The following is a 23728-nucleotide window of genomic DNA, read 5'->3' on the forward strand; positions in this document are numbered from 1 at the left end:
GTTAGTTCTCCTGGTCGTTGATGAAAGGACTGCTTTTTACTTCATGAAAGGACCCCAGGTGGGCTCCTTGATATTGCCCGCTTGAATCGTCAAGCGTTGCTTTACGCGGCCGTCGACCGACACCACAGCCAGCGATTTGCGGCCGCCCGAAACGGTCGCGTACAGCAGGTACTTGCCGTTCGGGGCGAAGCTAGGCGATTCGTCGCTGGTGGTGTCGGACAGGCGTTGTTCCTGGCCGGAGGCGAGATCCAGTACAAAGAGCTGGAAGTTGCCGCCGTCGCGCCGGGAGATGTAAGCCAGCGTGTTTCCGTCCGAGGAAATACGCGGGCTGATGTTGTAGCTGCCGCTGAAGGTGACGCGCTTGGCTTCGCCGCCGTTGGCGCTCATGCGGTAGATCTGCGGGCCGCCGCTGCGGTCGCTGGTGAAGTAGATGTACTGGCCGTCGGCCGAGAACTGCGGCTCGGTGTCGATGCCGGAGCTGTTCGAGATGCGGCGGATGCCGCTGCCGTCGGCGTTGGCGATGAAGATCTGGGTGTTGCCGGTCTTGGACAGGGCCACGGCCACCTTGCTGCCGTCCGGCGACCACGACGGCGCCGAGTTGCTGCCTTTTTCATTGGCCACCACGGTGCGCGCGCGCGTCACCAGGTTCTGCACGTAGACCACGGGTTTTTTCTGCTCGAAGGAGACGTAGGCCACCTTGTTGCCGTCCGGCGACCAGGACGGCGAAATGATGGGCTCGTTCGAGATCAGCGCCGGCAGTTCGTTCTCGCCGTCCGAGTCCGCCACCACCAGGCGGTACTGGCGGCCCTGCTGGGTGACGTAGGCGACGCGGGTGGCGAAGGCGCCGCGCACGCCGGTCAGTTTTTCGTAGACGTCGTCGGCGATCTTGTGGGCCGACAGGCGCACTTCGTTGACCGAGGTGGTCTGGTCCATCTGTGACAGCTTGGTGGCCTTGATGGTGTCGTGCAGCTTGTAGCGCACGTCGAAGCCGCCGTTGGCCAGCTTGCTGACGGTGCCGACCACGATGGCGTTGGCGCCGCGCGATTTCCATTGGCTGTAGTCGACGTCGTTCGGGTTGTTGATCACGCCGGCGTCGATGATCTTGAACATGCCGCTGCGTTCCAGGTCGGCCTTGATGACGGCCGACACCTGGGCAGGCGCCACGCCTTCGTCGGCAAAGGCGGCCACGGCGACCGGGATCTGGTTGCTGCCGACACCGGAGATTTCCACCTTCAGCTGCGCGTAGGCGTTCAGGCTGGCCAGCAGGCTGGCGGCGGCGAGTGCATTGGTCAGGCTAGTCATTTTTTTCATATTGGTTCTCAAGGCAAATCTTTCATGTTGAATCCTGCGGTAATCTCGCGTTCGACCGTGCCGTCTTTCTTCTTCGGCAAAGGCGAGGACTTGGCGATGGCTGCTTCCACCGCCAGGTCGTAGGCGGGAATGCCGCTACTCTTGATCTTCCGGACCGAAATAATTTCCCCAGTTGGCAGTTGCTCGATCTTGAACTCGGCGCGCGGGTTGCCGGCGACGTCGCTGCCGGCATACGCGATGTTGCTCTTGATCTTGGCGGTAATGGCTGCCACGTAGCCGCTGTCCAGGCGCGACGCGGTCGCTTTCGCGGCCGTGCCGGTGGTGCCTGCGCCAACGGCGCCCGTGATGCGCGCCATTTCCGCCGCACGCTGTTTATCCAGCTTTTTCTGCTCTGCTTCCGCTTTGGCCTTGGCTGCCTTTTCGGCGGCTTTCTTGTCTTCCTTGGCCTGATCCAGCTTGGCCTTTTCCTCGGCCAGTTTCTGCTCTTCCAGCTTTTTCTTCTCGTCGAGTTTCTTCTTCTCGTCGAGCTTCTTCTGTTCGAGTTCCTTGGCCTTTTGTTCGGCTACTTTTTTTGCCTTCTCTTCTTCAACGCGTTCCTTCTCGGCCTTTTCCTTGGCCTTGCGCTTTTGCAGCGCAATCTCGGGGTCGACGGCCGGCGGCGGCGCTTCCACTGGTGGCGCTACCACCTTGGGCGGCGGCGTGGGCGCGGGCTCCGGTTCCGGCTCGGGCTCAGGTTTCGCTTCCGGCGGCTGCGGCGCCGGCGGGGCGGCGGTCTGGGTGCTCATGTCCCACACTTCCGCTTCCACCGCCACCGGCTCGTTGTTCTGCCATGCCACGCCCACCCACAGGAAGAACAGCAGGCCCGCGTGCATGGCAGCGGCCAGGCCGATCGAGCTCCAGCGGTCGTCGCGTTTCGGCACCCGGTACGGGCCGCCTGCGGTGGCGTGTTTCATCGTCATACTTTACTTCGTGGCCAGGCCAACGCGGCTGATGCCCATCTTTTTCGATTCCGAAATCAGCTGGATCACGTCGTCGTACTTGCTTTCCTTGTCGCCGGCGATCATCACCGGATACTCAGGGTGTGCCTCATGCAGCTTGCGCAGCTTGCGCACCAGGGCGTCGCGGTTGGGCTCGGTCTCCGGCGCGTCCGCGTTCTTGCCCTGCACGCCGATCGACAGCGCGCCGTTGGGCTTGATAATGATCTGGATATAGTCGTCCGGCGGGCGGGTGGAGCGCTCGGCCTGCGGCAGGTCCACCTGCGACGGGTTGTTGGACGAGGGCATGACCATGAAAATAATGAGCAGCACCAGCATCACGTCGATGTAAGGTACGACGTTGATTTCGGACTTCAGCTTGCGGCCGCCTCGGCTGCCGCGCATGCCGCTGGAGAAGGAAGATGCCATGGTTATGCTCCCCGGTTAGCGCGACTGGCGCTGCAGGATGTTGGAGAACTCTTCCACGAAGCTCTCGAAGCGGATGGCCAGGCGGTCGATATCGTGCGAGAAGCGGTTGTAGGCGACCACGGCGGGGATGGCGGCGAACAGGCCGATGGCGGTGGCGATCAGCGCTTCGGCAATGCCGGGCGCGACGGCGGCCAGCGTGGCTTGCTGCACATTGGCCAGGCCGCGGAAGGCGTTCATGATGCCCCAGACGGTGCCCAGCAGGCCGATGTAGGGCGAGACCGAGCCGACCGAGGCCAGGAAGGCCAGGTGCGATTCGAGCGCGTCCATTTCGCGCTGGAAGGCGGCGCGCATGGCGCGGCGGGCGCCGTCCAGCACGGCGCCGGCGTCCAGCTCGCGGCTGGCCGCGTGCGCGGCCTTGCCCTTGATGAATTCGCCCATGCCCGCTTCGAAGATGCGCGCCAGCGCGCCGCTCTGTTCACGGTTGCTGCCGGCGCTCTGGTGCAGCGCGTGCAGGTTGCCGCCGGCCCAGAAGGTTTTCTCGAAGTCGATGGTCTGGCGGCGCGCGGCGCGCACGGCGAACATCTTGCGGAAGATATAGGTCCAGCTGGTGAGGGAAATGCCGAGCAGCAGCGCCATGATCAGCTGAACGATCAGGTGCGCGTTGGAAATCAGGGCGATGAAGGAGAGGTCTTGAGTGACGTTCATTGTTTCAGTCTGAGTTTGGGGATGACACGGCGCCGCGCATGCGTGCCGCTACCACATCGGGCACCGCGCGCGGGCGCAGCGCGGAATCGACGCAACCAACTTTCACGCGCGCCGTGTTAAGCAACTGATCGCCGTTCCAGGCTTGCTGCACAAATTGCAGCGAGGCGCGGCCCAGTTTTTCGATACTTAAGGTTAATTTTAGTACATCGTCGAGTTTAGCTGGCGCATGATACTCGGCAGCGACGCTTTTCACGACGAACATGGCGTCGTGCTGCTGCAGCAGGGCGTGCTGGTCAACGCCGATGGCGCGCAGCCATTCGGTCCGCGCGCGTTCGAAGAATTTGAGGTAATTTGCGTAATAGACAATGCCGCCGGCATCGGTGTCTTCGTAATAGACACGGACATTCCAGGTAAACTCTGAAGGCATGTTGTTCTGACTACTAATGAGATTGGGCAACATTCTACGCGATTTTGCAAGCGAGTTTGGCCCTCTTGTAACACTCGCTTACGTTTTTTTCGGCGAAAAGATGGATTTTATCCCCGTTTGATCGTGAAAGGGGAGAAACCCTGACAAGTCGGCATCAGTTCAATCTGGTTCACATTCATGTGCGGCGGCAGCGTGGCGATCCAGTAGGCGGTGTTGGCGATGTCCTGCGGCGCCAGCGGCACCGTGCCCTCGTAGACCTTGGCGGCGGCCGCGTCGTCGCCCTTCATGCGCACATTGGAGAACTCGGTGCCGCCGCACAGGCCGGGCGCCAGATTGGTGGCGCGCACGCCGGTGCCCACCAGGTCGGCGCGCAGGTTGAGGGTGAACTGCTCGACGAAGGCCTTGGTGGCGCCGTACACATTGCCGCCCGGATAAGGATAGGCGCCGGCGGTGGAGCCGATGTTGATAATCGTGCCGGCGCCGCGCGCCACCATGGCGGGCAGCACGGCGTGGGTCATGGTGACCAGGCCTTTGCAATTGGTGTCTATCATGGTTTCCCAGTCGTCCAGCGAGGATTCGTGGGCCGGCTTGACGCCCAGGGCCAGGCCGGCATTGTTGACCAGCACGTCGATCTGGCGCCATGCGGCCGGCAGGCCGTCCAGCGCGGCGCGGATGGCGGCCTTGTCGGTCACGTCCAGCGCGATAGGCAGGACTTGGTCTCCCAGTTCGGCAGCCAGGGCCTGCAGGCGGTCGACGCGGCGGGCGGCGATGATGGCTTTGTGGCCGTTGGCGGTGAACACGCGGGCCATGGCGGCGCCGAAACCGGCGCTGGCGCCGGTGATGAAGACGATCATATTGCTTCCTTACTAATAGATGACATGGTGGAGTAGGGCAAGTGTAGCGTAATTGCCTGAGTTGATAGTACAATCTGGCTTCCATTACGTCTCACGTGACTGGCGAAAAGCCGGGTCTGCGCTTGCGCGATCTATCGGCGAAAGGTGGGCATCCACCGGGGAACGTGAGATTTCAAATCAACAGCCGTTCGCCTGGGCAGCCACCGATGGAAAGCACGAAGAGGCTGCTCCTCGCTTATTGGCGTTCCTCATTCGATCCACCTGCCAGATTTACTCTCTCACTTGGAGTTTTTTCATGTTTGCAAAAGATCACACCCTGTCCTCCGTCGATCCAGACCTGTTCGCCGCGATCCAGAAGGAAAACACCCGCCAGCACGACCATATCGAGCTGATCGCTTCGGAGAACTACACTTCGCCAGCGGTGATGGAAGCCCAGGGCTCCCAGCTGACCAATAAATACGCCGAAGGCTACCCGGGCAAGCGCTACTACGGCGGCTGCGAATACGTGGACGTGGTCGAGCAGCTGGCGATCGACCGCGTGAAGAAACTGTTCGGCGCGGAAGCGGCCAACGTGCAGCCGAACTCGGGCTCGCAAGCCAACCAGGGCGTGTTCTTCGCCGTGCTGAAGCCGGGCGACACCATCATGGGCATGTCGCTGGCAGAAGGCGGCCACCTGACCCACGGCATGGCGCTGAATATGTCCGGCAAATGGTTCAATGTGGTTTCCTACGGCCTGACCCCGGAAGAGGACATCGACTACGCCGCCATGGAAGCGCTGGCCAAGGAACACAAGCCCAAGCTGATCATCGCCGGCGCGTCCGCCTTCTCCAAGAAAATCGACTTCGAGCGTTTCGCCGCCGTGGCGAAAGCCGTGGGCGCCTACTTCATGGTGGACATGGCCCACTACGCCGGCCTGATCGCCGCCGGCCTGTACCCTAACCCTGTGCCGCACGCCGACTTCGTCACCTCGACCACGCACAAATCGCTGCGCGGCCCGCGCGGCGGCATCATCCTGATGAAGGCCGAGCACGAGAAGATCATCAACTCGGCCATCTTCCCAGGCATCCAGGGCGGCCCGCTGATGCACGTGATCGCCGGCAAGGCCGTGGCCTTCCAGGAAGCGCTGCAGCCAGCGTTCAAGGAATACCAGCAGCAAGTGGTGAAGAACGCCGACGTGCTGGCCAAGACGCTGATCAAGCGCGGCCTGCGCATCGTGTCGGGCGGCACCGAGTCGCACGTGTTCCTGGTCGACCTGCGCGCCAAGAACCTGACCGGCAAGGAAGCGGAAGCCATCCTGGGCCAGGCGCACATCACCTGCAACAAGAACGGCATCCCGAACGACCCGCAGAAACCGTTCGTGACCTCGGGCATCCGCCTGGGTTCGCCGGCCATGACCACCCGCGGTTTCAAGGAAGCCGAAGCGGAACAAGTGGGCAACCTGATCGCCGACGTGCTGGACAATCCGCATGACGCCGCCACCATCGAGCGCGTGAAAGCGGCCGTGAAGGTGCTGGCTGACGCGCATCCGGTTTACGCTTAAACATTGTCTTGGTAACATCAGGGCGCCGTGACCGTGTTGGTCCGGCGCTCTTTTAATATTCGAAAGCCCGGCGCCAGATGAAATGTCCGTTCTGTCAGCATGAAGAAATCCACGTCCTTGACACCCGCGTGTCGGAGGAGGGGGACGCGATCCGCCGCCGCCGCCGCTGCGGCAAGTGCGACAAGCGCTTCACGACATACGAGCGCATTGAACTCGTGATGCCGTTCGTGGTCAAAAAGAACGGCAGCCGCACGGAGTACGCTGCGGCCAAGTTGCGCGGCTCCCTGACGCTGGCCTTGCGCAAGCGGCCCGTGGCGGCTGCCTCGCTGGACATGGCGGTGCAGGCGATCGAAGAAAAACTGCTCACCAGCGGCAAGCGCGAAGTCGATACGCACTATATCGGCGAGCTGGTGATGCAGGAGCTGAAGCGGCTGGACAAGGTGGCCTACATCCGCTTCGCTTCCGTCTACAAGAATTTCGAGGACCTCGCCGAGTTCCAGGACGCCATCGAAGAAGTCGGTCAGGCGCCGAAAACCTAGTTCGCCTCAATGGCGGGCGAAGATCTGGTCCGGCGTGGGCGCGTCGATGACCGCTTTGGCCCAGTCTTGCAGCTGGCTCAGGCTGGCTGTGGACAGCATGGAGGTGATGTCGTCTGGCAGGGTGCCGAAACGCTGGCTTAGCTGCATGGCGAGCAGGGCGGCTTGGCCTTGCTGTATTCCCTCCTGCCTCCCTTCCTGCCTCCCTTCCTGCCTCCCTTCCTGCCTCCCTTGCAGCATCCCTTCTTGCCTTCCTTCTAGCGCAGCTTTGACCTTAGCCTCCGCCAGCTCGCGCCGCATCACGATTCTGGCGCCGCGCGGAATGTAATTTTCCATGGTGGGTCTCCCTTGGATTTTGGCCATGCCCTGCCAGAGCTGGGCTTCCAGCTCGGTGGGCAGGAGCATGATCCAGTCGATGACGTGGAATAAGTTTACGATACGTTGATGGTCCCAGTCACGCGCCAGCAGCAATCGTGTCAGCTTCCATTTGGCAGCAAGCCGTTGCTCGGGCAGTCCATGCGTTTCCTGAGTCAGCAGATGAGCTGCGGTAAGCAAGGCGAAGGGGTTGTTATGCTCCAACAATGCGCCGGTATGCTCGGCAAGATCCTGTAGTTTAGTGGTGCGGAACCTCAATTCCAGCGTGCAGCCGAACAGCAGTCTAGCCCTCGGTGTGCTGACGCGTTTCGATCTGGCGCAAGGCCGCTGCCGAAGGTTGGCGCTGGCACACTTCATTCCTGCTTGCAATGACGATAGGCAATCGCTAGTGGGATTTTAAGGCTGAGTTATATGAGCTTTGATCTGCGTCAAAGCGGCTTGCGCATGGGCTGCTAACTTGCAATCAGGGTGTCTCTCAAGCGGCTTGTGCGGAGGTGGCGTATGGCATCGCAACGGCGGATTCACGGCTTCGCGCTGATCGAAGTGCTGGTGGCGGTGGTGGTGCTGGCCGTCGGCGTGCTGGGAGCCGCCGGCATGCAGCTGGTGGCGCTGCGTGTGCGCTACGAATCGCAATTGCTGAGCAATGCAGCGCAAATGGCCTTCGCCATGGCCGAACGCTTGCGCGCCAATCCGGGCCAGATCGCCACCGCCTATCTCTCTCTGGACTATGACGCGCATGCCGAGCCGGTTCCCGCCGCGCCCGGCCGCCAGTGCTGGGCCGGACCGTGCGACAGCGCCGCCATGGCGCAGGCGGATATGTATGATTTGAAGCGGCAAATCGCTTCGCAACTGCCCGGCGGCCGGGTGCGCATCTGCCGAGACACGGGCATGTGGAGCAGTGGCCGGCTGCGTTGGCCCTGCGCGGGCGGCCCTGCGGCGCCGGTAGTCGTCAAGGTTGGCTGGCGCGGCAAGAATCCGGACGGTACGGCGGCCAGCGATGTGGACGGCGATTATGCGCCCGGTGTGGCGCTGGTGCTGGCGGGAGTGGCGCCATGAAAAAGGCCGTCTGCAATGGTGATGCAGGCCGCAGCCGCGAGCGCGGTCTCGGCCTGGTTGAGATGGTGATCGCGATCGCGGTGGGCTCGCTGGTGACGTTGGTGGCCAGCGCGCTGCTGGTGAATGCCAGCGCCAATTATGCGTTTCACACTGAAAGCGCCCGGCTCAATGACAGCGGCCGCTACGCGCTGTCCATCATCAGCCAGTCCGTGCGGCAAGCCGCGTTTGTGAACTGGGATGATGCTAGCGTGCCGCCGGCAACCACGCCGGAAAGCAGCGCCAACATCAGCGGACTGGATGACGCCAGTATTTCCCGCAACAGCAACGGCATTGAGGATCCGCTGCCCGCAACCGTGAATGGCAGCGATGTGCTGGCCTTGCGCTATGCCGGCTCCGGCTCGCCCGAGGCGGACGGCTCCGTGCTGAATTGCGCCGGCTTTGGCATTGCGGCGGCGGGCAGCGAAGCGCAGCGCGGCTGGAGTATTTTCTACGTTGCGAAGGGTAGCGACGGTGTCGCCGAACTGCGGTGCAAATATAAAAGCGCGCACAGTTGGGGCGCCGACGCCATCGTCCGCGGCGTGGACAGTTTCCAGGTGCTATACGGAATCGACACCGACACGCCGGCGGACGGCATTCCCAACCGCTACCTGAGCGCGAGCGCCATCAACTTAATGGATGGAGATCTGGTGCTGGAAGGCGCCACCGCCCCGGCGCGCGCGCAGGATTTCAACCGCAAAACCTGGTGGAAACGCGTGGCCAGCATCAAGGTGGGCTTGTTGCTGCGCGGGGAAGACTACTCCCGCAACGGCGCTGTCCCGGCGCAGTACGACTTGCTCGGCGGCGCTTACAGCGGCAGCACGGCAGACGGCGACCGTGGCACGCACATAGACGAGCACCTGCTGCCCGAGAGCGAACGCCAGCGCGTGCGGCGCGTGTTCGAAACATCAGTCGCGCTGCGCAACGCCGGGGGCACGTAATGGCCGCCATTCGTCACATCAGCGCTGCTCCCATGCTTGCCGAGCAAGGCATTGCCTTGCTCCTCACATTGCTGATGCTGATTGCCGTGCTGCTGCTGGGCGCATCCGCAGCGCGCATGGCCATGCTGGGCGAGAAGGCGGCGCGGGCCGAACGCGACCGCTACGTGGCATTGCAAGCAGCGGAGGATGCGCTGGCCGACGCGGAAAAGGAGATTAACGGCGGCGCCGCCAGCACGCCGGCGCGTGCCGCGCTGCTGGCTCCGGGCAGCGGCCTGGGCTTTGTGCAAGGCTGCGGCATGGGCGCCGACAACCCCGGGCTTGGACTGTGCGCGCCTGCGGATGGCGATGTGCCGGTGTGGGAGAGCGTCGACATCGGCGACGACGGCGCCGCCTCGCGCTCCGTGCCGTTTGGACGGTTCACCGGCGCGCTGATGGAGACTGGCCAAGGTCTGCTGCCATTCCGGCGCCCGCGCTACATCATCGAGCGCATGCCTTACCACCCGCCTGGCGCGGATGCCGGAAGCACGCAGTACCTGTATCGCGTCACCGCCATCGGCTTTGGCTCGCGCGAGTCCACCGAGGCTGTGCTGCAAGCAAGCTACCGCAAAGCAGACGAGGGAGGGACGCCATGAAACTGCCATGGACGGACCGCTGTGCGCGTTGGCTCGGCGCCAGCCGGCGAATGGCGCGTGCAGTGTGCACAGTATTGGCTGCAGTGCTGGCCGCCGCGCAAGCTGCCGCTGTGCAGCCGCTGGTGGAGCTGAGCACCGAGCCGCTGGGCGCCAGTTGCGTGCCGCATCCGGACTTGCTGCGCGGCGCCGCAGCGGTGGCGTCCACGCCTTCCGGCATGGCGGTGTTCCAGGCAGGCGCGCGGCCCGGCAGCTGGAGCGGGGTGTTCACGCGCTCGGCCGTGAGCGTGGACGCATCCGGCGCGCCGCAGATTTCGGCCCCTCTGTGGGACGCCGCTGCTTTGCTGGACGCCTTGCCCGAGCCGGACCGAAGCCGCCGCATCTACACCTCCAGGCTGGAGCAGGGCAGGCGGGTGACGATAGCCTTCGAGTGGGGCGCGCTGTCCGCCGCGCAGCGCACCGCCCTGAACCGCCCGCCGCCGCCCGCGCGCCCAGTGTCCGACCGCAAAGGCGAAAAGCGCCTGGACTGGCTGCGCGGGGACCGCAGCGAAGAAGGGCGCTTGTTCCGCCGCCGCGCCAGCATACTTGGCGACGCCGTCAACGGCATCCCGGCGTACGCCGGGCCACCGTCCGCCGCAGGCAATGGCGACGGCTACCGCGCTTTTTACGACAGCATGCAGGCGCGCACCGCAGCGGTCTACCTGGGCGCCAACGACGGCATGCTGCATGCCTTCGATGCGGTGAGCGGGGCCGAGCTGTTTGCCTACGTGCCGGAGGCCTTGTTCCCCCTGCTTAACCGCCTGCCCGACCGCAACTATGTGCATGGCGCTTATGTCGACGGCCCGGCCAGCGTGGCCGAAGCGCGGCTGGACGGGAACTGGCGGACGGTGCTGGTATCCGCCATGGGGGCCGGCGCGCAGGGCGTATTCGCACTGGACGTCACGAACCCGTCCGCCTTCCCCCAGATCGGCGGCGCGCTGTGGGAGTTCACCGACCGCGATGACGCGGCGATGGGCAATGTCGCCTCCCTGCCGCAGATTGCGCGCTTGCGCCTGCGCAGCGGTGCCAATGCCTACCGCTATTTTGCGCTCGTGAGCAGCGGCGTCAACAGCCAGGCCAGCGACGGCAATGCGGACCCGGCCAATGCCAGCGCCTTGTTCCTGCTGGCGCTGGACAAGCCGGCAGGCGAGGCATGGCGGCTGAACCGGAACTACTATCGCCTGCAAGCGCCGGGCGGGGAGCCCGGCCGCGCCAATGCCCTGAGCGCGCCGGCGCTGGTGCTGGACGGCGACGGCGCCGTGCTTTATGCCTACGCCGGGGATTTGCAGGGCAATCTGTGGCGTTTCAGTTTTACGGGCAGCGAGCCGTGGCGGGATGCGGCGGAAGGCCCTGTGTTTGTCGCGCGCGACGCGCGGCGCGTGCGGCAGCCCATCACGATGCAGCCCCGTGTTGCCAATGCGCCCGGCGGTGGCTATCTGATCCTGTTCGGGACCGGGAAATTGCTGGAGGCGGCAGACCGCGATCCGGCCCGTTATGGCCAGCAATCCTTCTACGCTGTGCTGGACGACAGCGTGAACGGCCGAGGCGGAACGCGCGCGGACTGGCCCCTGGGACGTGGCGATCTGGCCCAGCGCGAACTGGAGGGCGCGCCGGATGCCGCAGTGCTGGCGCTGCGCGGGCGCAGCTTCACTTACGGCGGCGCCGGCGGTGCGCATGGCTGGTATGTCGACTTCAATGGCGCAGGAAGGGGAGAGCGCAGCGTCGGCGGTGCTGCGTTGGCCGATGGGCAGATTTTCTTCAACACGGTCTTGACCGGCGCCAGCGCCTGCGCGTCCATCGCCAGCCGCAGCTACGCGCTCGATGTGCTGAGCGGGCTGGCGCCGGACAGCGCCGGTGTGCCGCTCTCCGGAGAGGCGGCCGGCACCCTGGTCGCGGACTATCTGCCCGGGCCGGCGGCCGTGATCGTAACCGAGGCGGCGCAGGCGGTGCGCCAGGCTGGCGGCCGGATGCTGGTCAGCAAGCGCATCGCCGCCGTCAATGCGGGCGCCAGGGAAGCTGGTGCGCTGCCGTCGGCGCGGGCCAAGGCGGTGGTTGCTGCCGGCAGGCTGGGCTGGCGAGAGCTGGCCAACTGGCGCGAGCTGTATCAGGCAGCACAGGGGCGGACGCCGCAACGGCGGGACGGGGAGCAGCCGTGAAGTCCATGAACGCCATTAGCGCCCGGCGCTGCCGGGGCTGGACCATGCTGGAGGCCTTGGTTGTGCTGGTGATCGCCGTGGTGCTGGCCGCGTTCTCCTATCCTTCCTACAGCCAGTTCGTGATCCGCAGCAAGCGCGTGGAAGGGCAGGCTGCCTTGCTGCTGCTGATGCAGCAGCAGGAGCGCTACTTCAGCGCCCACAACAGCTACATTGCCTTCTCGTCCGGCTCCACCGATCCCGCCGAGCGCGAATTCAAATGGTGGTCCGGCGCCGGCGCCGCCGGCAGCGCATATGAGATCGAAGCAAAGGCCTGCGACGATGAAGCGATCTCGAGCTGCGTGCAACTGATTGCCACGCCGGGCACGGCCAAGGTGGATGCGCACTACGAGGACAGGGAATGCGGAAAATTGATACTGACCAGCGCCGGGCTGCGGCTGGCAAGCGGGCAGGGCGTGCGCTGCTGGCGCTGAGCCGCGCCGCCGCCGGCCTCACGCTGATCGAATTGCTGGTCGCGCTGGCGCTGGCAGCCATTTTGGCCAGCGCCGCCGCCCCCAGCCTGCAATCCCTGCTGCAAAAGCAGCTGTTGCACGCGGCCCTGAACGATGTGCAGGGCGCCATCGCGCTGACCCGTTCACTGGCCATCGCACGCGGCGGCGTGGTGCTGATGGCGCCGCACGACGCCAGCGGCGATGCGTGGGAGCGGGGCTGGACCGTCTTTGCCGACCGTAACGGCAACCGCCGTCCGGACCCCGGCGAGGAGCGCTACGCTGTCCAGCAGCCCCTGGCGGACGGCATACATCTCGGCGCGCATTTCACTTCCGGCACGGGACCGGCCTATCTTGCCTATAATGCTGCTGGGCGCAGCTGCCAGGCGGGTAACAGCCAGGCCGCGCGCTGGGGCACGCTGACGCTGGAGGCCGGCCAGCACAGGCGCCTCGTCAAGATCAATATGCTGGGCCGGGTTAGGGTGTGCGATCCCGTCGCGCAGCCGGCGCTCTGCACCAGCGCAGACTAAACAAACCGAGTAAGCGATCCTGTGGACATCAACAACGACACCGAAGGCATGAAGCTGGCCCTGGAATGGGCCGCCAAGGGGCTGTACACCACCTCGCCCAATCCGCGCATAGGCTGCGTGATCGTGCGGGACGGCCGCGTGATCGGCGCCGGCGTGACCCAGCCCGCCGGGCAGGACCACGCCGAAATCCAGGCCATGAAGGACGCGCAGGCGCGCGGGCATGATGTGCGCGGCGCCACCGCCTACGTCACGCTGGAGCCGTGCAACCACCACGGCCGCACGCCGCCCTGTTCGGACGCGCTGGTGCGTGCCGGCCTGGGCCGCGTGGTGGCGGCGATGGAAGACCCGAATCCGCTGGTGGCCGGCCAGGGCCTGGCCAAGCTGGCGGCGGCCGGCATCGAGGTCTCCAGCGGCTTGCTGGCCGAGCAGGCCTACGAGCTGAACATCGGATTTTTCTCGCGCATGACGCGCGGCCTGCCCTGGGTGCGCATGAAAACCGCCGCCAGCCTGGACGGCATGACGGCACTGCACAATGGCGCCAGCCAGTGGATCACCGGCCCCGAAGCGCGCGCCGACGGCCACGCCTGGCGCGCCCGCGCCTGCGCCATCCTGACCGGCATCGGCACCGTGAAAGCGGACGATCCGCAGCTGACGGTGCGCTCGGTGGACACGCCGCGCCAGCCGCGCCGCATCGTGGTGGACAGCCGCCTGGACATCAGCCCCTCGGCGCGCGTGCTCGAAGGCGGCGGAACCTGGGTGGTGGCCGCCGTCAGCCATCCGGAAAAGGAGGCCGCGCTGCGCGCCGTGGGCGCCGAGATCATCACGCTGCCCAACCCGCACGGCAAGGTCGACCTGCCGGAACTGATGCGCGAACTGGGCCGCCGCCAGATCAACGAGCTGCACGTGGAGGCGGGCGGCAAGCTGAACGGTTCACTGATACGCGAAGGCTGCGTGGACGAACTGCTGGTCTACCTGGCGCCCATGCTGCTGGGCGACGCCCAGGGCATGTTCGCCTTGCCCGCGCTGACGGAACTGAGCGGGCGCAAGAGCCTGAAATTCCACCAGGTTCAGCAGACCGGCGCGGATTTGCGTATCCTTGCCAGATTCACTTCACAATGAGATAGCACCATGTTTACTGGAATTGTTGCCGCAGTCGGCAAAATCACTTCGGTCCAGCCGCTGGAAGGCGGCCATGACGCGGGCGTGCGCCTGGAAATCGACGCCGGCGGCCTGCCGCTGGCCGACGTCGCCCTGGGCGACTCCATCGCCCTGAACGGCGCCTGCATGACCGTCATCGAAAAGACCGCCACGACCTTCAAGGTGGACGTCTCGCGCGAAAGCCTGAACTGCACGGTTGGGCTGGACGGCACGTCCGAAGTCAACCTGGAAAAAGCGCTGACCCTGTCCGAGCGCCTGGGCGGCCACCTGGTGTCCGGCCACGTCGACGGCCTGGGCGTGGTGCGCAAATTCGAGCCGGTGGGCGAGTCCTGGGAGCTGGTGATCGAGGCGCCGCGCGAGCTGGCCAAATTCCTGGCCTTCAAGGGTTCGGTGGTGGTCAACGGCGTGTCGCTGACCGTCAACCGCGTGCACGATATCGGCAGCGGCGACGCGCTGGTGTGCCAGTTCTCCATCAACCTGATCCCGCACACCATTTCCGTGACCACGCTCAAGCATCTGACGGTGGGCGGCAAGGTCAATCTGGAGATTGACCTGATCGCCCGCTACGTCGAGCGCATGCTGTCGGTCGGCAAGTAAGTCACAGCAGCGTCGCGTCCAGCGTAATGCTGGCGTTCAGCAGCTTGGACACCGGGCAGCCGGCCTTGGCCTTGGCGGTCAGTTCGTCAAAGGTGGCCTTGTCGGCGCCCGGGATCTTGGCCTGCAAGGTCAGGTGCACGGCCGTGATGGAGAAGCCGTCTGCCACCTTGTCCAGCGTGACCTCGGCCTTGGTTTCCATTTTCTCCGCAGTCAGCCCCGCTTCGCCCAGGATCAGCGACAGCGCCATGGTGAAGCAGCCCGCGTGCGCGGCGCCGATCAATTCTTCCGGGTTGGTGCCCGGCTTGCCCTCGAAGCGGCTGGCGAAGCCGTAAGGGTAGTCCTTCATGGCGCCGCTCTGGGTGCTGATGGCGCCTTTGCCATCCTTGATGCCGCCCGACCAGACGGCCGATCCGTTAGTTTTCATCGCTGCTCCTTTGTTTGCGTTGCAAGGGGAGCAGCTATCGTATGCCGATTGCTTGAAGCGCGCCGCTCACTTAAGGGAGAGGGCGCGCAGGGGAGAGGCGCTGGGTTCAGCCGTAGCGCGCCGGCGGCAGGCCGCCCACATCCAATTGCACGCTGAACAGCGAACCGGCCAGCGGCTCGGCGGCGCGCTGGGCCTCGCTCATGCCTTCAAAAGCGGTGGTGATGTACAGCGTCTTCAGGTCCGGCCCGCCAAACGCCACGGAGGCCGGTTGCGACACCGGCATGGCGATGGTGGCCAGCAGTTCGCCGTCCGCGCTGTAGCGGCACACCCGGCTGCCGCCCCATTGCGCGATCCACACGCAGCCTTCTGCATCGACCGTCATGCCGTCCGGCGAGCCTTCGCCTTCGCCGAACTGGCGCCACAGGCGGGCCGGTCCCAGGCTGCCGTCGGCGCCCACGCTGTAGGCGTAAGTGCGGCCCAGCAGGCTGTCGCTGTGGTACATCACGCTGCCGTCCAGGCTGAAGGCCGGTCCGTTGCAGATATGGACGCCGTCCTGCGCCACGCTCAGTTCGCCGTCCGTGGCCAGGCGGAATAGCTGCCCGTCCGGGCTGTGCACGTCGGCCGCGTTCATGCTGCCGAACCACAGGCGGCCCTGCGGGTCGGCCTTGGCGTCGTTCAGGCGCACGCCGGGCTTGCCCTCGGTGGGGCGCATCAGGTATTCCACGCGCAGTTCCGGCTCCAGCCACAGGCGCACCACGCCGTCGCGCAGGCCGGCCATAAAGCCGTCGCCGTCGCGGCGCGGCACGATCCAGCAGATATATTCAGGCAGCCGCCAGGCGTGCCGGCCGCCGTCCGCGTCCAGCGCGTGCAGCGTGCTGCCCTTCAGGTTGACGAAATACAGGCGCTGCTGTTCAGGCAGCCACAGCGGGCCTTCGCCCAGTTCGGCGCCCAGTTGCCAGAGCAGGCGGGGCGCGAGGTCGGTCTTGTGTGCGGTCACGATGGCAATTCGGTAAGTGGTGGACGCATTACCTTACCCGAAAAGCGCAAGCGTGTGTAGCGCTATCATTTGCTTAACTTCGGGACTTTCCGGGGCGTTCGAGGCGGAGTTCCAGATTAGTTTCTCCAAATCCTTTAAAATAGAGGGTTAAAGAAACCTGAACCGAAGGAATTGAAATGTCTATCTCCAGCACCGAAGAAATCGTCGCCGAGTTGCGCGCTGGCCGCATGGTGATCCTGGTCGACGAAGAAGACCGGGAAAACGAAGGCGACCTGGTGCTCGCGGCCGACTTCGTCACGCCGGAAGCGATCAATTTCATGATCAAGCACGCGCGCGGCCTGGTCTGCCTGACCCTGACCGAGGAACGCTGCAAGCAGCTCGACCTGTCCATGATGACGGCCCGCAACGGCACCTCCTTCGGCACCAACTTCACGGTGTCGATCGAAGCGGCCGAAGGCGTGACCACCGGCATCTCGGCGGCCGACCGCGCCAAGACCATCCAGGTGGCCGTGGCCAAGAACGCCGTGCCGATGGACATCGTGCAGCCGGGCCACATCTTCCCGCTGAAAGCCCAGAAGGGCGGCGTGCTGATGCGCGCCGGCCATACCGAAGCGGGCTGCGACCTGACCGCCATGGCGGGCCTGACCCCGGCCTCGGTGATCTGCGAGATCGTCAAGGACGACGGCACCATGGCGCGCCTGCCGGACCTGCTGGAGTTCGCCCAGGAGCACGGCCTGAAGATCGGCACCATCGCCGACCTGATCCACTACCGCAGCCAGAACGAATGCATCGTCGAGCGCGTGGCCGAGCGTCCGCTGAAGACCACCTACGGCGACTTCCGCATGATCGCCTTCCGCGACACGCCGACCGGCTCGGCCCACCTGGCGCTGGTGCATGGCGACATGGCCGCCGGCAAGGAATCGCTGGTGCGCGTGCACCAGCCGGTGTCCATCCTGGACCTGCTGGAATCGGAAGCGACCACGCACTCGTGGAACATCTCCTCGTCCATGCAGGCGGTGCAGGCGGCCGAGCAGGGCGTGATCGTGCTGCTTAACTGCGAAGAAACGGCCGACCAGCTGTTCAGCCAGTTCAGCGCGCTGGCCAAGGACGCCAAGCCGCAGGGCCGCGCCGCCAGCATGGGCCTGCGCGACTACGGCATCGGCGCGCAAATCCTGCGCGCGGTTGGCGTGCGCCAGATGAAGTTGCTGGCCAGCCCGCGTAAAATGCCTTCCATGGCAGGTTTCGACCTCGAAGTCACGGGCTACGTTGCCAAGCCGGCCGCGTAAGCCCGTCCACAACACTCATTAATATACACATACAGAAAAGAGGCATGCCATGACCGTAGGAAGCTACGAAACCAATCTGTCCGGCGACGGCTTGCGCGTCGGTATCGTTCAAGCGCGTTTCAACGAAGACGTCTGCCACGGCCTGCTGTCGGCCTGTCTGGCCGAGCTCAAGCACCTGGGCGTTGCCGACGAAGACGTGCTGCACGTGACCGTGCCCGGCGCGCTGGAAATCCCCTTCGTGCTGCAAAAGCTGGCCGAATCGCAGCAGTTCGACGCGCTGATCGCGCTGGGCGCCGTCATCCGTGGCGAAACCTACCACTTCGAACTGGTGTCGAATGAATCGGGCGCGGGCATCACCCGCATCGGCCTGGACTTCGGCATCCCTATCGCCAACGCCGTGCTGACCACCGAAAACGACGAGCAAGCCGAAGTGCGCATGGCCGTCAAAGGCGCGGACGCCGCCCGCGTGGCCGTGGAAATGGCCAATCTGTCGATCGCGCTGGAAGAACTCCAGCAAGACGGCGGCTACGACGAAGAAGAATAATCAGTACTTATAAGAACAGGCAGGAAATCATGACCGACAAATCTACGCACGCCAACCCGAGCAAGAACCGCACGCCGCGCCACCGCGCGCGCGAGTTCGCGCTGCAGGGCCTGTACCAGTGGCTGCTGAACAATGAAGACGCGAAAACCGTCGTCAACCACATCCGCGCCGCGCACGGCTTCGACAAGGCCGACGCCGAGCACTTCACCACGCTGCTGTACGGCACCATCAAGGAATCCGAAGCGCTGCGCGAGACCTTCGCCACGCTGGTGGACCGTGGCGTGGCCGAGCTGTCGCCCATCGAGCACGCCGTGCTGCTGATCGGCGCCTTCGAGCTGAAGAACAACCTGGAAATCCCATACCGCGTCGTCATCAACGAAGCGGTGGAGCTGACCAAATCCTTCGGCGGCATCGACGGCCACAAATACGTGAACGGCGTGCTGGACAAGCTGGCCGGCAAAATGCGCCCGGAAGAAGTCGAGAACGACAAAAAGCGTTGAGATGCAAGGACGTAAAAAAAGCCGCAATCTGCGGCTTTTTTTACGTCTGGAGCAGGCTTACAGGCCGGCCAGCTGGGCGTCCGGCAGTTTGGCCACGGCATTGGCCGCGACGGCGCTTTCCACCTGCTTGGTGGTGGCAGGGGCTGCCGCGATCACCGGATTGGTCGTAGGCACCTTCTTGCCCGCGGAAACGCGCTTCAGCAGCTGGTACTCGTTGAGCACCTTGTTGCCGTAGCCATAATCGGTTTCAAAGGCCGCCGCGCCCACATAGGTCTTCAGGCCGGCTTCGACGGAGCCGCCGCGGGTCACATAATCCTTCAGGATCAGCGAGCCGACGCGGATATTGGCCACCGGGTTCAGCGCAGCCTGCACGCCGCCCATCTCCTGGAACTTCTCATGGTGCACCTTGGACATCACCTGCATCAGGCCCTGCGCGCCCATAGGGCTCTCCGCGAAGGGATTCAGGCCCGACTCGATGGCCATCACGGCCAGGATCAGCAGCGGGTCCAGCTTGATCTCGCGCGCGGTCAGGTAGGCGGTGGAGACCAGCATATTGGTGGCGTCGCCCGCCACGCGGTAGCGCTTGGACAGCCAGGAGGTTACCCATTCCTGCTGCTTGCGGGTGCCCATGATGGCCTTTTCCTCGGCCGTCAGCGGCGCGTCGGCGGCCGCATAGCCGCCGGCAGGCGCTTCCATCAGTTCGTGCAGCGGCGGGGCCGTGACGGCGGCCACGGCGGCAGGTTCTTGCGCCAGGCTCTTGCTCAGGGCATGGGCCAGGTCGGGACGGGCGTACAGGACGGCGATCATGACCAGGGCGCTCACGCCAAAAACGGTCAAAGTGTGTTGCGCGGTAGTCAGCACGCTGCGCACGCTGACGCGCGAGCTTGCCAGGCCAGTAGCGCCACGCGCCAACTGACGGGTAGCATCGGCTACCGAGATGAAACGATTAGTCATTCAGAACTCCCCTGAAATGTCCGTAACGAGCGCACCCCCGCCGCGTCGAAAAACGCAGTCGTATCGATGTGCCAATGCCGTGCATCAGAAATATCATTCGTCCGTAGCCGCACCGTGGGTGCGCGCCGAACGCCATCATTGCTTGCCTGAGCTGTTACTACCTGGAGCGTATGCTGGAGGCGTATGTGTAAACAGTCGCAATACAACTTTTTTCGGGGGTAAGGCAGACGCCTTTTGAAAACACTCCTTAAAATGTCATGTGGAGCCCCGACTCCGTGAATGAATGAGCGACTGGTCGTTAGCGATAAAAGTTGGCTAACAGGCCATGTCCTCTTCAAGTAGGGCAAATTGTAGAAGCCGTTTTATATCACGTCAATACTAACACGGTCGTTCTTTATAACTTTTGAATCTAGATATTTGCCTTGCAAACTAGCAAAAACCAATAAAATCAACCACTTGACTTAAAAACCTCGTCCAGCGCGTCTGGAGCGAAAAAAAAGTAAAAAAGTATGAAATATTCTGATTTGCGAGATTTTATTGCCCAACTGCAAAAAATGGGCGAGCTTAAGCCTGTTTTGACGGCAGTTTCCCCCCATTTAGAGATGACCGAGGTGTGCGACCGCGTTTTGCGGGCCGGCGGGCCGGCGCTGCTGTTCCAGAATCCCACCGGCCACAGCATGCCGGTGCTGGGCAATCTGTTCGGCACCCAGCGCCGCGTGGCGCTCGGCATGGGCGCCCAGGACACCAGCGAGCTGCGCAAGATCGGCCACGTGCTGGCGCGCCTGAAAGAGCCGGAGCCGCCCAAGGGCTTCAAGGATTTGATGGAACTGGGCTCGCTGGTGAAAGCCGTGTGGGACATGTCGCCGAAGGAAATGAAGGGCGCGCCCTGCCAGGACATCGTCTGGGAAGGCAGCGACGTCGACCTGTCGCGCCTGCCCATCCAGCACTGCTGGCCGGGCGACGTGGCGCCGCTGATCACCTGGGGCCTGGTGATCACCAAGGGGCCGAACAAGAAGCGCCAGAACCTGGGCATCTACCGCCAGCAGGTACTGGGGCGCAACAAGGTCATCATGCGCTGGCTGGCGCACCGGGGCGGCGCGCTGGACTTCCGCGAGCACGCCATCCAGACCAAGGGCAAGCCCTATCCGATCGCGGTGGCGCTGGGCGCCGACCCGGCCACCATCCTGGGCGCGGTGACGCCGGTGCCGGACACCTTGTCCGAATACCAGTTCGCCGGCCTGCTGCGCGGCAGCCGCACCGAGCTGGTGAAAGCCATCGGCAGCGAGCTGCGCGTGCCGGCCTCGGCCGAGATCGTGCTGGAAGGGCATATCTACCCGGACGAGAACCACCCGAGCGGCTACGAGCATGCGCTGGAAGGGCCGTACGGCGACCACACCGGCTACTATAATGAGCAGGACAGCTTCCCGGTGTTCACCATCGACCGCATCACCATGCGGCGCGACCCCATCTACCACTCCACTTACACGGGCAAGCCGCCGGACGAGCCGGCCATGCTGGGCCTGGCGCTGAACGAAGTCTTCGTGCCGCTGCTGCAAAAGCAGTTCAGTGAAATCACCGACTTCCATCTGCCGGCAGAAGGCTGCAGCTACCGCATGGCGGTGGTGCAGATCCGCAAGCAGTACGCCGGCCACGCCAAGCGCGTGATGCTGGGCGTATGGAGCTTCCTGCGCCAGTTCATGTACACCAAGTTCATTGTGGTGGTGGACGAAGACGTCAACATCCGCGACTGGAACGAAGTCATCTGGGCCATCACCACGCGCGTCGACCCCACGCGCGACACCACGCTGGTGGACCACACGCCGATCGACTACCTGGACTTCGCCTCCCCGGTGAGTGGCCTGGGCAGCAAGATGGGCATCGACGCCACCAACAAATGGCCGGGCGAAACCACGCGCGAATGGGGCACCACCATCGTCATGGCGCCCGAAGTCAAAACCCGCGTCGACCAGATCTGGCAAGAACTCGGCCTATAAGCCCCCGGCAAGTAATCCTAACGTTTCGGACGCTTCCTATAAGCAGCCTCAGCCGCACGTCCTACACCCGGGGTCAGACCCCGAATGTAGGACGTGCGGCTCAGCTCGGTTGGGGGATTAGGCAGATTCGCCGGGAGCGGGTATAATTGCCGTCGGCGGGCCCCTGCGCATTGCGGCATGGCCAACCTGGTCAGGTCGGGAACGAAGCAGCCACAGCTATTCACCGCAAGTGCCGCAGATCAGGCTCGCCTCTTTAGATCAAAAAGCTGCTGATGCAGCTTTTTTTTCGTCCCTTATTCGCCGTCCACTTCCGCCTCGAACGGCTGTTCGCTCACCGTCACCAGCGGGTTTTCCGCCAGCAGCGCCTTGTCCAGCTTGAGCCGGATCTGCTGCCTGCCGTCGGTGACGTAGCGCTTCTCGCCGCCCTTGGCCTGCACCACCAGGTAGGCCGGCTTGTGGAACTTGAAGATCACCACCTTCATCGTCGGCGCCAGCAGGCTCAGCGCACCGGCCACCTTGTCGATGGCGGCGTTGGACTGCGGCACGCTGCCCATCACCGTGGCGTAGTTCCATTGCGCCGCCTCCGGCAGCACCGCCACGATGTCGAAACCGACGCTGGCCTTCTCGCCCTTGGGCTGGTTGGTCCAGATCTTGGCGTCCTCGGCCATCCATTTCTCGTTCGGCACCAGCACCGTGCGGCCCAGCTCGTCCAGCACCAGCGGGGATTTGCCGCCGGCGTGCACCACCGTCAGCTTCAGGCTGCCCGGGGCGATGGCTTTGTTGGCCGGCGTGAAGCGGGCGTACACTTTCAGCTTGTCCCGCTCGGCGGCCGGCAGGCTGTAGAATTTATCCAGCTTCACCGTTTCCACGATTTTCTTGTACGGCGCCCATTCGCGGTCTTCGGCGTGGGCCAGCAGGGGCAGGGCGCACAGCAGGGTTAAAGCCAGTTTTTTCATTTTCTCAATTGTTAAATGGAAAGCAAGAGTGTAAGCGATGTCATGTACAACGTCTAATGTTGACCGCAGCACCGGCTATCTACGGTAAAATCGCTGCCATGTCCTATCAAGTCCTCGCCCGCAAATACCGTCCCCGGAACTTTGAAACGCTCGTCGGCCAAGAGCACGTCGTGCGCGCGCTGACGCACGCGCTGCACAGTGGCCGCCTGCATCATGCTTATCTCTTTACCGGCACGCGGGGCGTCGGCAAGACCACGCTGTCGCGCATCCTGGCCAAATCGCTCAATTGCATCGGCCCGGACGGCAGCGGCGGCATCACCGCCACTCCGTGTGGCGTCTGCGAAGCCTGCACCGCCATCGATAGCGGCCGCTTCGTCGACTATATAGAGATGGATGCGGCGTCCAACCGCGGCGTCGACGAGATGGCGCAGTTGCTGGAGCAGGCGGTGTACGCGCCGTCGAATGCGCGCTTCAAGGTCTATATGATCGACGAGGTGCACATGCTGACCAACCACGCCTTCAACTCCATGCTGAAGACGCTGGAGGAGCCGCCGGAGCACGTGAAGTTCATCCTGGCGACCACCGATCCGCAAAAAATTCCGGTCACCGTGCTGTCGCGCTGCCTGCAGTTCAATCTCAAGCAGATGCCGCCGGGCCATATCATCAGTCACCTGGACAATATCCTGGGCCAGGAGGGCATCAGCTTTGAACAGCCGGCGCTGCGTTTGCTGGCGCAGGGCGCGCATGGCTCCATGCGCGACGCGCTCTCGCTGACCGACCAGGCCATCGCCTACGCGGCGGGCGAGGTGACGCTGGACGCGGTGCAGGGCATGCTGGGCGCGCTGGACCAGTCCTATCTGATCCGCCTGCTCGACGCGCTGGCCAACCAGGACGGCGCGGACTTGCTGGCCGTGGCCGACGAGATGGCTTCGCGCAGCCTGTCCTACAACGGCGCCTTGCAGGATCTGGGCACCTTGCTGCACCGGATCGCGCTGGCGCAGACGGTGCCGGCGGCGGTGCCGTCCGATCTGCCCGAGTACGCCGACATCGTGCGCCTGGCCTCGGCCTTCGACGCCGAGGAAGTGCAGCTGTATTACCAGATTGCCGTGCATGGCCGCAATGAACTGGGCCTGGCGCCGGATGAGTACGCCGGGTTCTCGATGACACTGCTGCGCATGCTGGCCTTTCGCCCCGGCGCCGGCGGCGCTGAAGGCGTGCCGGCCGCCGCACCTGCGGTAGCGCGCGGTCCGGGCGCCGCCCGTGCCGCTGCGGCTGCGGCCGGTTTGAACGTGGGC

General features: G+C 64.3%; 26 protein-coding genes, 1 other RNA gene and 1 riboswitch. Of the genes, 16 read left to right on the plus strand and 11 right to left on the minus strand.

Going from position 1 to position 23728, the window contains the following annotated elements:
• Positions 1-36: 36 nt before the first annotated feature.
• From tolB to GTP77_RS24425, 6 genes are all read right to left on the minus strand, one after another.
• Positions 37-1311, minus strand: coding sequence for a Tol-Pal system beta propeller repeat protein TolB (gene tolB / locus GTP77_RS24400; RefSeq protein ID WP_161074755.1), 1275 nt, complete (start codon positions 1309-1311; stop codon positions 37-39).
• 8 nt (positions 1312-1319) lie between these two features.
• Positions 1320-2270 carry a cell envelope integrity protein TolA gene (gene tolA / locus GTP77_RS24405; RefSeq protein ID WP_308807779.1) on the minus strand — a complete coding sequence of 317 codons (951 nt, stop codon included), beginning with the start codon at positions 2268-2270 and terminating at the stop codon, positions 1320-1322.
• Between the two features lie 3 nt (positions 2271-2273).
• Positions 2274-2714 carry an ExbD/TolR family protein gene (locus GTP77_RS24410; RefSeq protein ID WP_228893427.1) on the minus strand — a complete coding sequence of 147 codons (441 nt, stop codon included), beginning with the start codon at positions 2712-2714 and terminating at the stop codon, positions 2274-2276.
• Between the two features lie 15 nt (positions 2715-2729).
• On the minus strand, positions 2730-3419 hold the full coding sequence (tolQ, locus tag GTP77_RS24415; protein ID WP_161074756.1) for a protein TolQ: 690 nt from the start codon (positions 3417-3419) through the stop codon (positions 2730-2732).
• Positions 3420-3423: 4 nt separating this feature from the next.
• Complete coding sequence (gene ybgC, locus GTP77_RS24420; protein ID WP_161074782.1) at positions 3424-3846, minus strand: tol-pal system-associated acyl-CoA thioesterase; 423 nt, start codon at positions 3844-3846, stop codon at positions 3424-3426.
• A gap of 107 nt (positions 3847-3953) precedes the next feature.
• On the minus strand, positions 3954-4700 hold the full coding sequence (locus GTP77_RS24425) for an SDR family oxidoreductase (RefSeq protein ID WP_161074757.1): 747 nt from the start codon (positions 4698-4700) through the stop codon (positions 3954-3956).
• Positions 4701-4785: 85 nt separating this feature from the next.
• Positions 4786-4905: riboswitch (ZMP/ZTP riboswitch) on the plus strand.
• 90 nt (positions 4906-4995) lie between these two features.
• On the opposite strand from GTP77_RS24425, the gene glyA reads away from it, so the two are divergent.
• Both glyA and nrdR read left to right on the plus strand, forming a co-directional pair.
• A complete protein-coding gene (gene glyA, locus GTP77_RS24430) occupies positions 4996-6240 on the plus strand; it encodes a serine hydroxymethyltransferase (protein ID WP_161074758.1) in 1245 nt (414 codons plus the stop codon).
• Positions 6241-6317: 77 nt separating this feature from the next.
• The gene (gene nrdR / locus GTP77_RS24435) at positions 6318-6779 is read left to right on the plus strand and encodes a transcriptional regulator NrdR (protein ID WP_161074759.1); all 462 of its coding nucleotides are present in this window, start codon (positions 6318-6320) and stop codon (positions 6777-6779) included.
• A gap of 6 nt (positions 6780-6785) precedes the next feature.
• Here the strand turns inward: nrdR and GTP77_RS31100 are convergent, their stop codons facing one another.
• Positions 6786-7508, minus strand: a complete 723-nt coding sequence (locus tag GTP77_RS31100) for a DUF4351 domain-containing protein (RefSeq protein WP_161074760.1) — start codon at positions 7506-7508, stop codon at positions 6786-6788.
• 144 nt (positions 7509-7652) lie between these two features.
• Between GTP77_RS31100 and pilV the strand changes: the two genes are divergently transcribed.
• From pilV to GTP77_RS24480, 8 genes are all read left to right on the plus strand, one after another.
• Positions 7653-8207, plus strand: coding sequence for a type IV pilus modification protein PilV (gene pilV / locus GTP77_RS24445; RefSeq protein WP_161074761.1), 555 nt, complete (start codon positions 7653-7655; stop codon positions 8205-8207).
• The gene (locus GTP77_RS24450; RefSeq protein WP_161074762.1) at positions 8204-9184 is read left to right on the plus strand and encodes a PilW family protein; all 981 of its coding nucleotides are present in this window, start codon (positions 8204-8206) and stop codon (positions 9182-9184) included. The genes pilV and GTP77_RS24450 overlap by 4 nt, the downstream gene beginning before the upstream one ends.
• On the plus strand, positions 9184-9816 hold the full coding sequence (locus GTP77_RS24455; protein ID WP_229202346.1) for a pilus assembly PilX family protein: 633 nt from the start codon (positions 9184-9186) through the stop codon (positions 9814-9816). Before GTP77_RS24450 ends, GTP77_RS24455 begins: the two co-directional genes overlap by 1 nt.
• A gap of 62 nt (positions 9817-9878) precedes the next feature.
• Complete coding sequence (locus GTP77_RS24460) at positions 9879-12008, plus strand: pilus assembly protein (protein ID WP_371869395.1); 2130 nt, start codon at positions 9879-9881, stop codon at positions 12006-12008.
• A 5-nt stretch (positions 12009-12013) separates the two neighbouring features.
• Positions 12014-12478: a type IV pilin protein gene (locus tag GTP77_RS24465; RefSeq protein ID WP_229202348.1), complete on the plus strand. Its 465-nt coding sequence runs from the start codon at positions 12014-12016 to the stop codon at positions 12476-12478.
• The gene (locus GTP77_RS24470; RefSeq protein ID WP_161074764.1) at positions 12406-13023 is read left to right on the plus strand and encodes a GspH/FimT family protein; all 618 of its coding nucleotides are present in this window, start codon (positions 12406-12408) and stop codon (positions 13021-13023) included. The genes GTP77_RS24465 and GTP77_RS24470 overlap by 73 nt, the downstream gene beginning before the upstream one ends.
• 21 nt (positions 13024-13044) lie before the next feature.
• Entirely contained in the window at positions 13045-14142 is a 1098-nt protein-coding gene (gene ribD, locus GTP77_RS24475) for a bifunctional diaminohydroxyphosphoribosylaminopyrimidine deaminase/5-amino-6-(5-phosphoribosylamino)uracil reductase RibD (protein ID WP_161074765.1), read from the plus strand.
• 9 nt (positions 14143-14151) lie between these two features.
• Complete coding sequence (locus tag GTP77_RS24480; protein ID WP_161074766.1) at positions 14152-14778, plus strand: riboflavin synthase; 627 nt, start codon at positions 14152-14154, stop codon at positions 14776-14778.
• Between the two features lies 1 nt (position 14779).
• On the opposite strand, the gene GTP77_RS24485 is transcribed toward GTP77_RS24480, so the two are convergent.
• Positions 14780-15202, minus strand: coding sequence for an OsmC family protein (locus GTP77_RS24485; protein WP_161074767.1), 423 nt, complete (start codon positions 15200-15202; stop codon positions 14780-14782).
• 106 nt (positions 15203-15308) lie between these two features.
• Positions 15309-16199 carry an SMP-30/gluconolactonase/LRE family protein gene (locus GTP77_RS24490; protein ID WP_161074768.1) on the minus strand — a complete coding sequence of 297 codons (891 nt, stop codon included), beginning with the start codon at positions 16197-16199 and terminating at the stop codon, positions 15309-15311.
• Between the two features lie 176 nt (positions 16200-16375).
• Here GTP77_RS24490 and ribBA point away from each other — a divergent pair, with 176 nt between their 5' ends.
• From ribBA to nusB, 3 genes are read left to right on the plus strand one after another with little or no spacing between them, the layout of a single operon-like run.
• Positions 16376-17485, plus strand: a complete 1110-nt coding sequence (ribBA, locus tag GTP77_RS24495) for a bifunctional 3,4-dihydroxy-2-butanone-4-phosphate synthase/GTP cyclohydrolase II (RefSeq protein ID WP_161074769.1) — start codon at positions 16376-16378, stop codon at positions 17483-17485.
• Between the two features lie 49 nt (positions 17486-17534).
• Complete coding sequence (gene ribH, locus GTP77_RS24500) at positions 17535-18029, plus strand: 6,7-dimethyl-8-ribityllumazine synthase (RefSeq protein WP_161074770.1); 495 nt, start codon at positions 17535-17537, stop codon at positions 18027-18029.
• 29 nt (positions 18030-18058) lie between these two features.
• A complete protein-coding gene (gene nusB, locus GTP77_RS24505) occupies positions 18059-18529 on the plus strand; it encodes a transcription antitermination factor NusB (protein WP_161074771.1) in 471 nt (156 codons plus the stop codon).
• 57 nt (positions 18530-18586) lie between these two features.
• Here nusB and GTP77_RS24510 read toward each other — a convergent pair whose 3' ends face one another.
• The gene (locus GTP77_RS24510; protein WP_161074772.1) at positions 18587-19483 is read right to left on the minus strand and encodes a lytic transglycosylase domain-containing protein; all 897 of its coding nucleotides are present in this window, start codon (positions 19481-19483) and stop codon (positions 18587-18589) included.
• A gap of 509 nt (positions 19484-19992) precedes the next feature.
• Between GTP77_RS24510 and ubiD the strand changes: the two genes are divergently transcribed.
• Together ubiD and ffs are read left to right on the plus strand one after the other, a co-directional pair.
• Positions 19993-21477, plus strand: a complete 1485-nt coding sequence (gene ubiD / locus GTP77_RS24515) for a 4-hydroxy-3-polyprenylbenzoate decarboxylase (protein ID WP_161074773.1) — start codon at positions 19993-19995, stop codon at positions 21475-21477.
• Positions 21478-21631: 154 nt separating this feature from the next.
• An RNA gene (ffs, locus tag GTP77_RS24520) (signal recognition particle sRNA small type) lies at positions 21632-21730 on the plus strand.
• 40 nt (positions 21731-21770) lie between these two features.
• Here ffs and GTP77_RS24525 read toward each other — a convergent pair.
• Positions 21771-22433 (minus strand): hypothetical protein, encoded by a 663-nt coding sequence (locus GTP77_RS24525; protein ID WP_161074774.1) that lies wholly within the window; start codon positions 22431-22433, stop codon positions 21771-21773.
• A gap of 98 nt (positions 22434-22531) precedes the next feature.
• On the opposite strand from GTP77_RS24525, the gene dnaX reads away from it, so the two are divergent.
• Positions 22532-23728: DNA polymerase III subunit gamma/tau (dnaX, locus tag GTP77_RS24530; RefSeq protein WP_161074775.1), on the plus strand; the 1197-nt coding region annotated here is incomplete at its 3' end.

Source organism: Pseudoduganella aquatica (assembly GCF_009857595.1).
Classification (GTDB): Bacteria; Pseudomonadota; Gammaproteobacteria; order Burkholderiales; family Burkholderiaceae_D; genus Rugamonas; species Rugamonas aquatica_A.

Bases quoted from the DNA above. Each gene is read 5' to 3' on its own strand.
- tolB (WP_161074755.1), bottom strand. From the start codon at position 1,311: ATGAAAAAAATGACTAGCCTGACCAATGCACTCGCCGCCGCCAGCCTG.
- tolA (WP_308807779.1), bottom strand. From the start codon at position 2,270: ATGACGATGAAACACGCCACCGCAGGCGGCCCGTACCGGGTGCCGAAA.
- GTP77_RS24410 (WP_228893427.1), bottom strand. From the start codon at position 2,714: ATGGCATCTTCCTTCTCCAGCGGCATGCGCGGCAGCCGAGGCGGCCGC.
- tolQ (WP_161074756.1), bottom strand. From the start codon at position 3,419: ATGAACGTCACTCAAGACCTCTCCTTCATCGCCCTGATTTCCAACGCG.
- ybgC (WP_161074782.1), bottom strand. From the start codon at position 3,846: ATGCCTTCAGAGTTTACCTGGAATGTCCGTGTCTATTACGAAGACACC.
- GTP77_RS24425 (WP_161074757.1), bottom strand. From the start codon at position 4,700: ATGATCGTCTTCATCACCGGCGCCAGCGCCGGTTTCGGCGCCGCCATG.
- glyA (WP_161074758.1), top strand. From the start codon at position 4,996: ATGTTTGCAAAAGATCACACCCTGTCCTCCGTCGATCCAGACCTGTTC.
- nrdR (WP_161074759.1), top strand. From the start codon at position 6,318: ATGAAATGTCCGTTCTGTCAGCATGAAGAAATCCACGTCCTTGACACC.
- GTP77_RS31100 (WP_161074760.1), bottom strand. From the start codon at position 7,508: ATGAAGTGTGCCAGCGCCAACCTTCGGCAGCGGCCTTGCGCCAGATCG.
- pilV (WP_161074761.1), top strand. From the start codon at position 7,653: ATGGCATCGCAACGGCGGATTCACGGCTTCGCGCTGATCGAAGTGCTG.
- GTP77_RS24450 (WP_161074762.1), top strand. From the start codon at position 8,204: ATGAAAAAGGCCGTCTGCAATGGTGATGCAGGCCGCAGCCGCGAGCGC.
- GTP77_RS24455 (WP_229202346.1), top strand. From the start codon at position 9,184: ATGGCCGCCATTCGTCACATCAGCGCTGCTCCCATGCTTGCCGAGCAA.
- GTP77_RS24465 (WP_229202348.1), top strand. From the start codon at position 12,014: ATGAACGCCATTAGCGCCCGGCGCTGCCGGGGCTGGACCATGCTGGAG.
- GTP77_RS24470 (WP_161074764.1), top strand. From the start codon at position 12,406: ATGCGGAAAATTGATACTGACCAGCGCCGGGCTGCGGCTGGCAAGCGG.
- GTP77_RS24480 (WP_161074766.1), top strand. From the start codon at position 14,152: ATGTTTACTGGAATTGTTGCCGCAGTCGGCAAAATCACTTCGGTCCAG.
- GTP77_RS24485 (WP_161074767.1), bottom strand. From the start codon at position 15,202: ATGAAAACTAACGGATCGGCCGTCTGGTCGGGCGGCATCAAGGATGGC.
- ribBA (WP_161074769.1), top strand. From the start codon at position 16,376: ATGTCTATCTCCAGCACCGAAGAAATCGTCGCCGAGTTGCGCGCTGGC.
- ribH (WP_161074770.1), top strand. From the start codon at position 17,535: ATGACCGTAGGAAGCTACGAAACCAATCTGTCCGGCGACGGCTTGCGC.
- nusB (WP_161074771.1), top strand. From the start codon at position 18,059: ATGACCGACAAATCTACGCACGCCAACCCGAGCAAGAACCGCACGCCG.
- GTP77_RS24510 (WP_161074772.1), bottom strand. From the start codon at position 19,483: ATGACTAATCGTTTCATCTCGGTAGCCGATGCTACCCGTCAGTTGGCG.
- ubiD (WP_161074773.1), top strand. From the start codon at position 19,993: ATGAAATATTCTGATTTGCGAGATTTTATTGCCCAACTGCAAAAAATG.
- GTP77_RS24525 (WP_161074774.1), bottom strand. From the start codon at position 22,433: ATGAAAAAACTGGCTTTAACCCTGCTGTGCGCCCTGCCCCTGCTGGCC.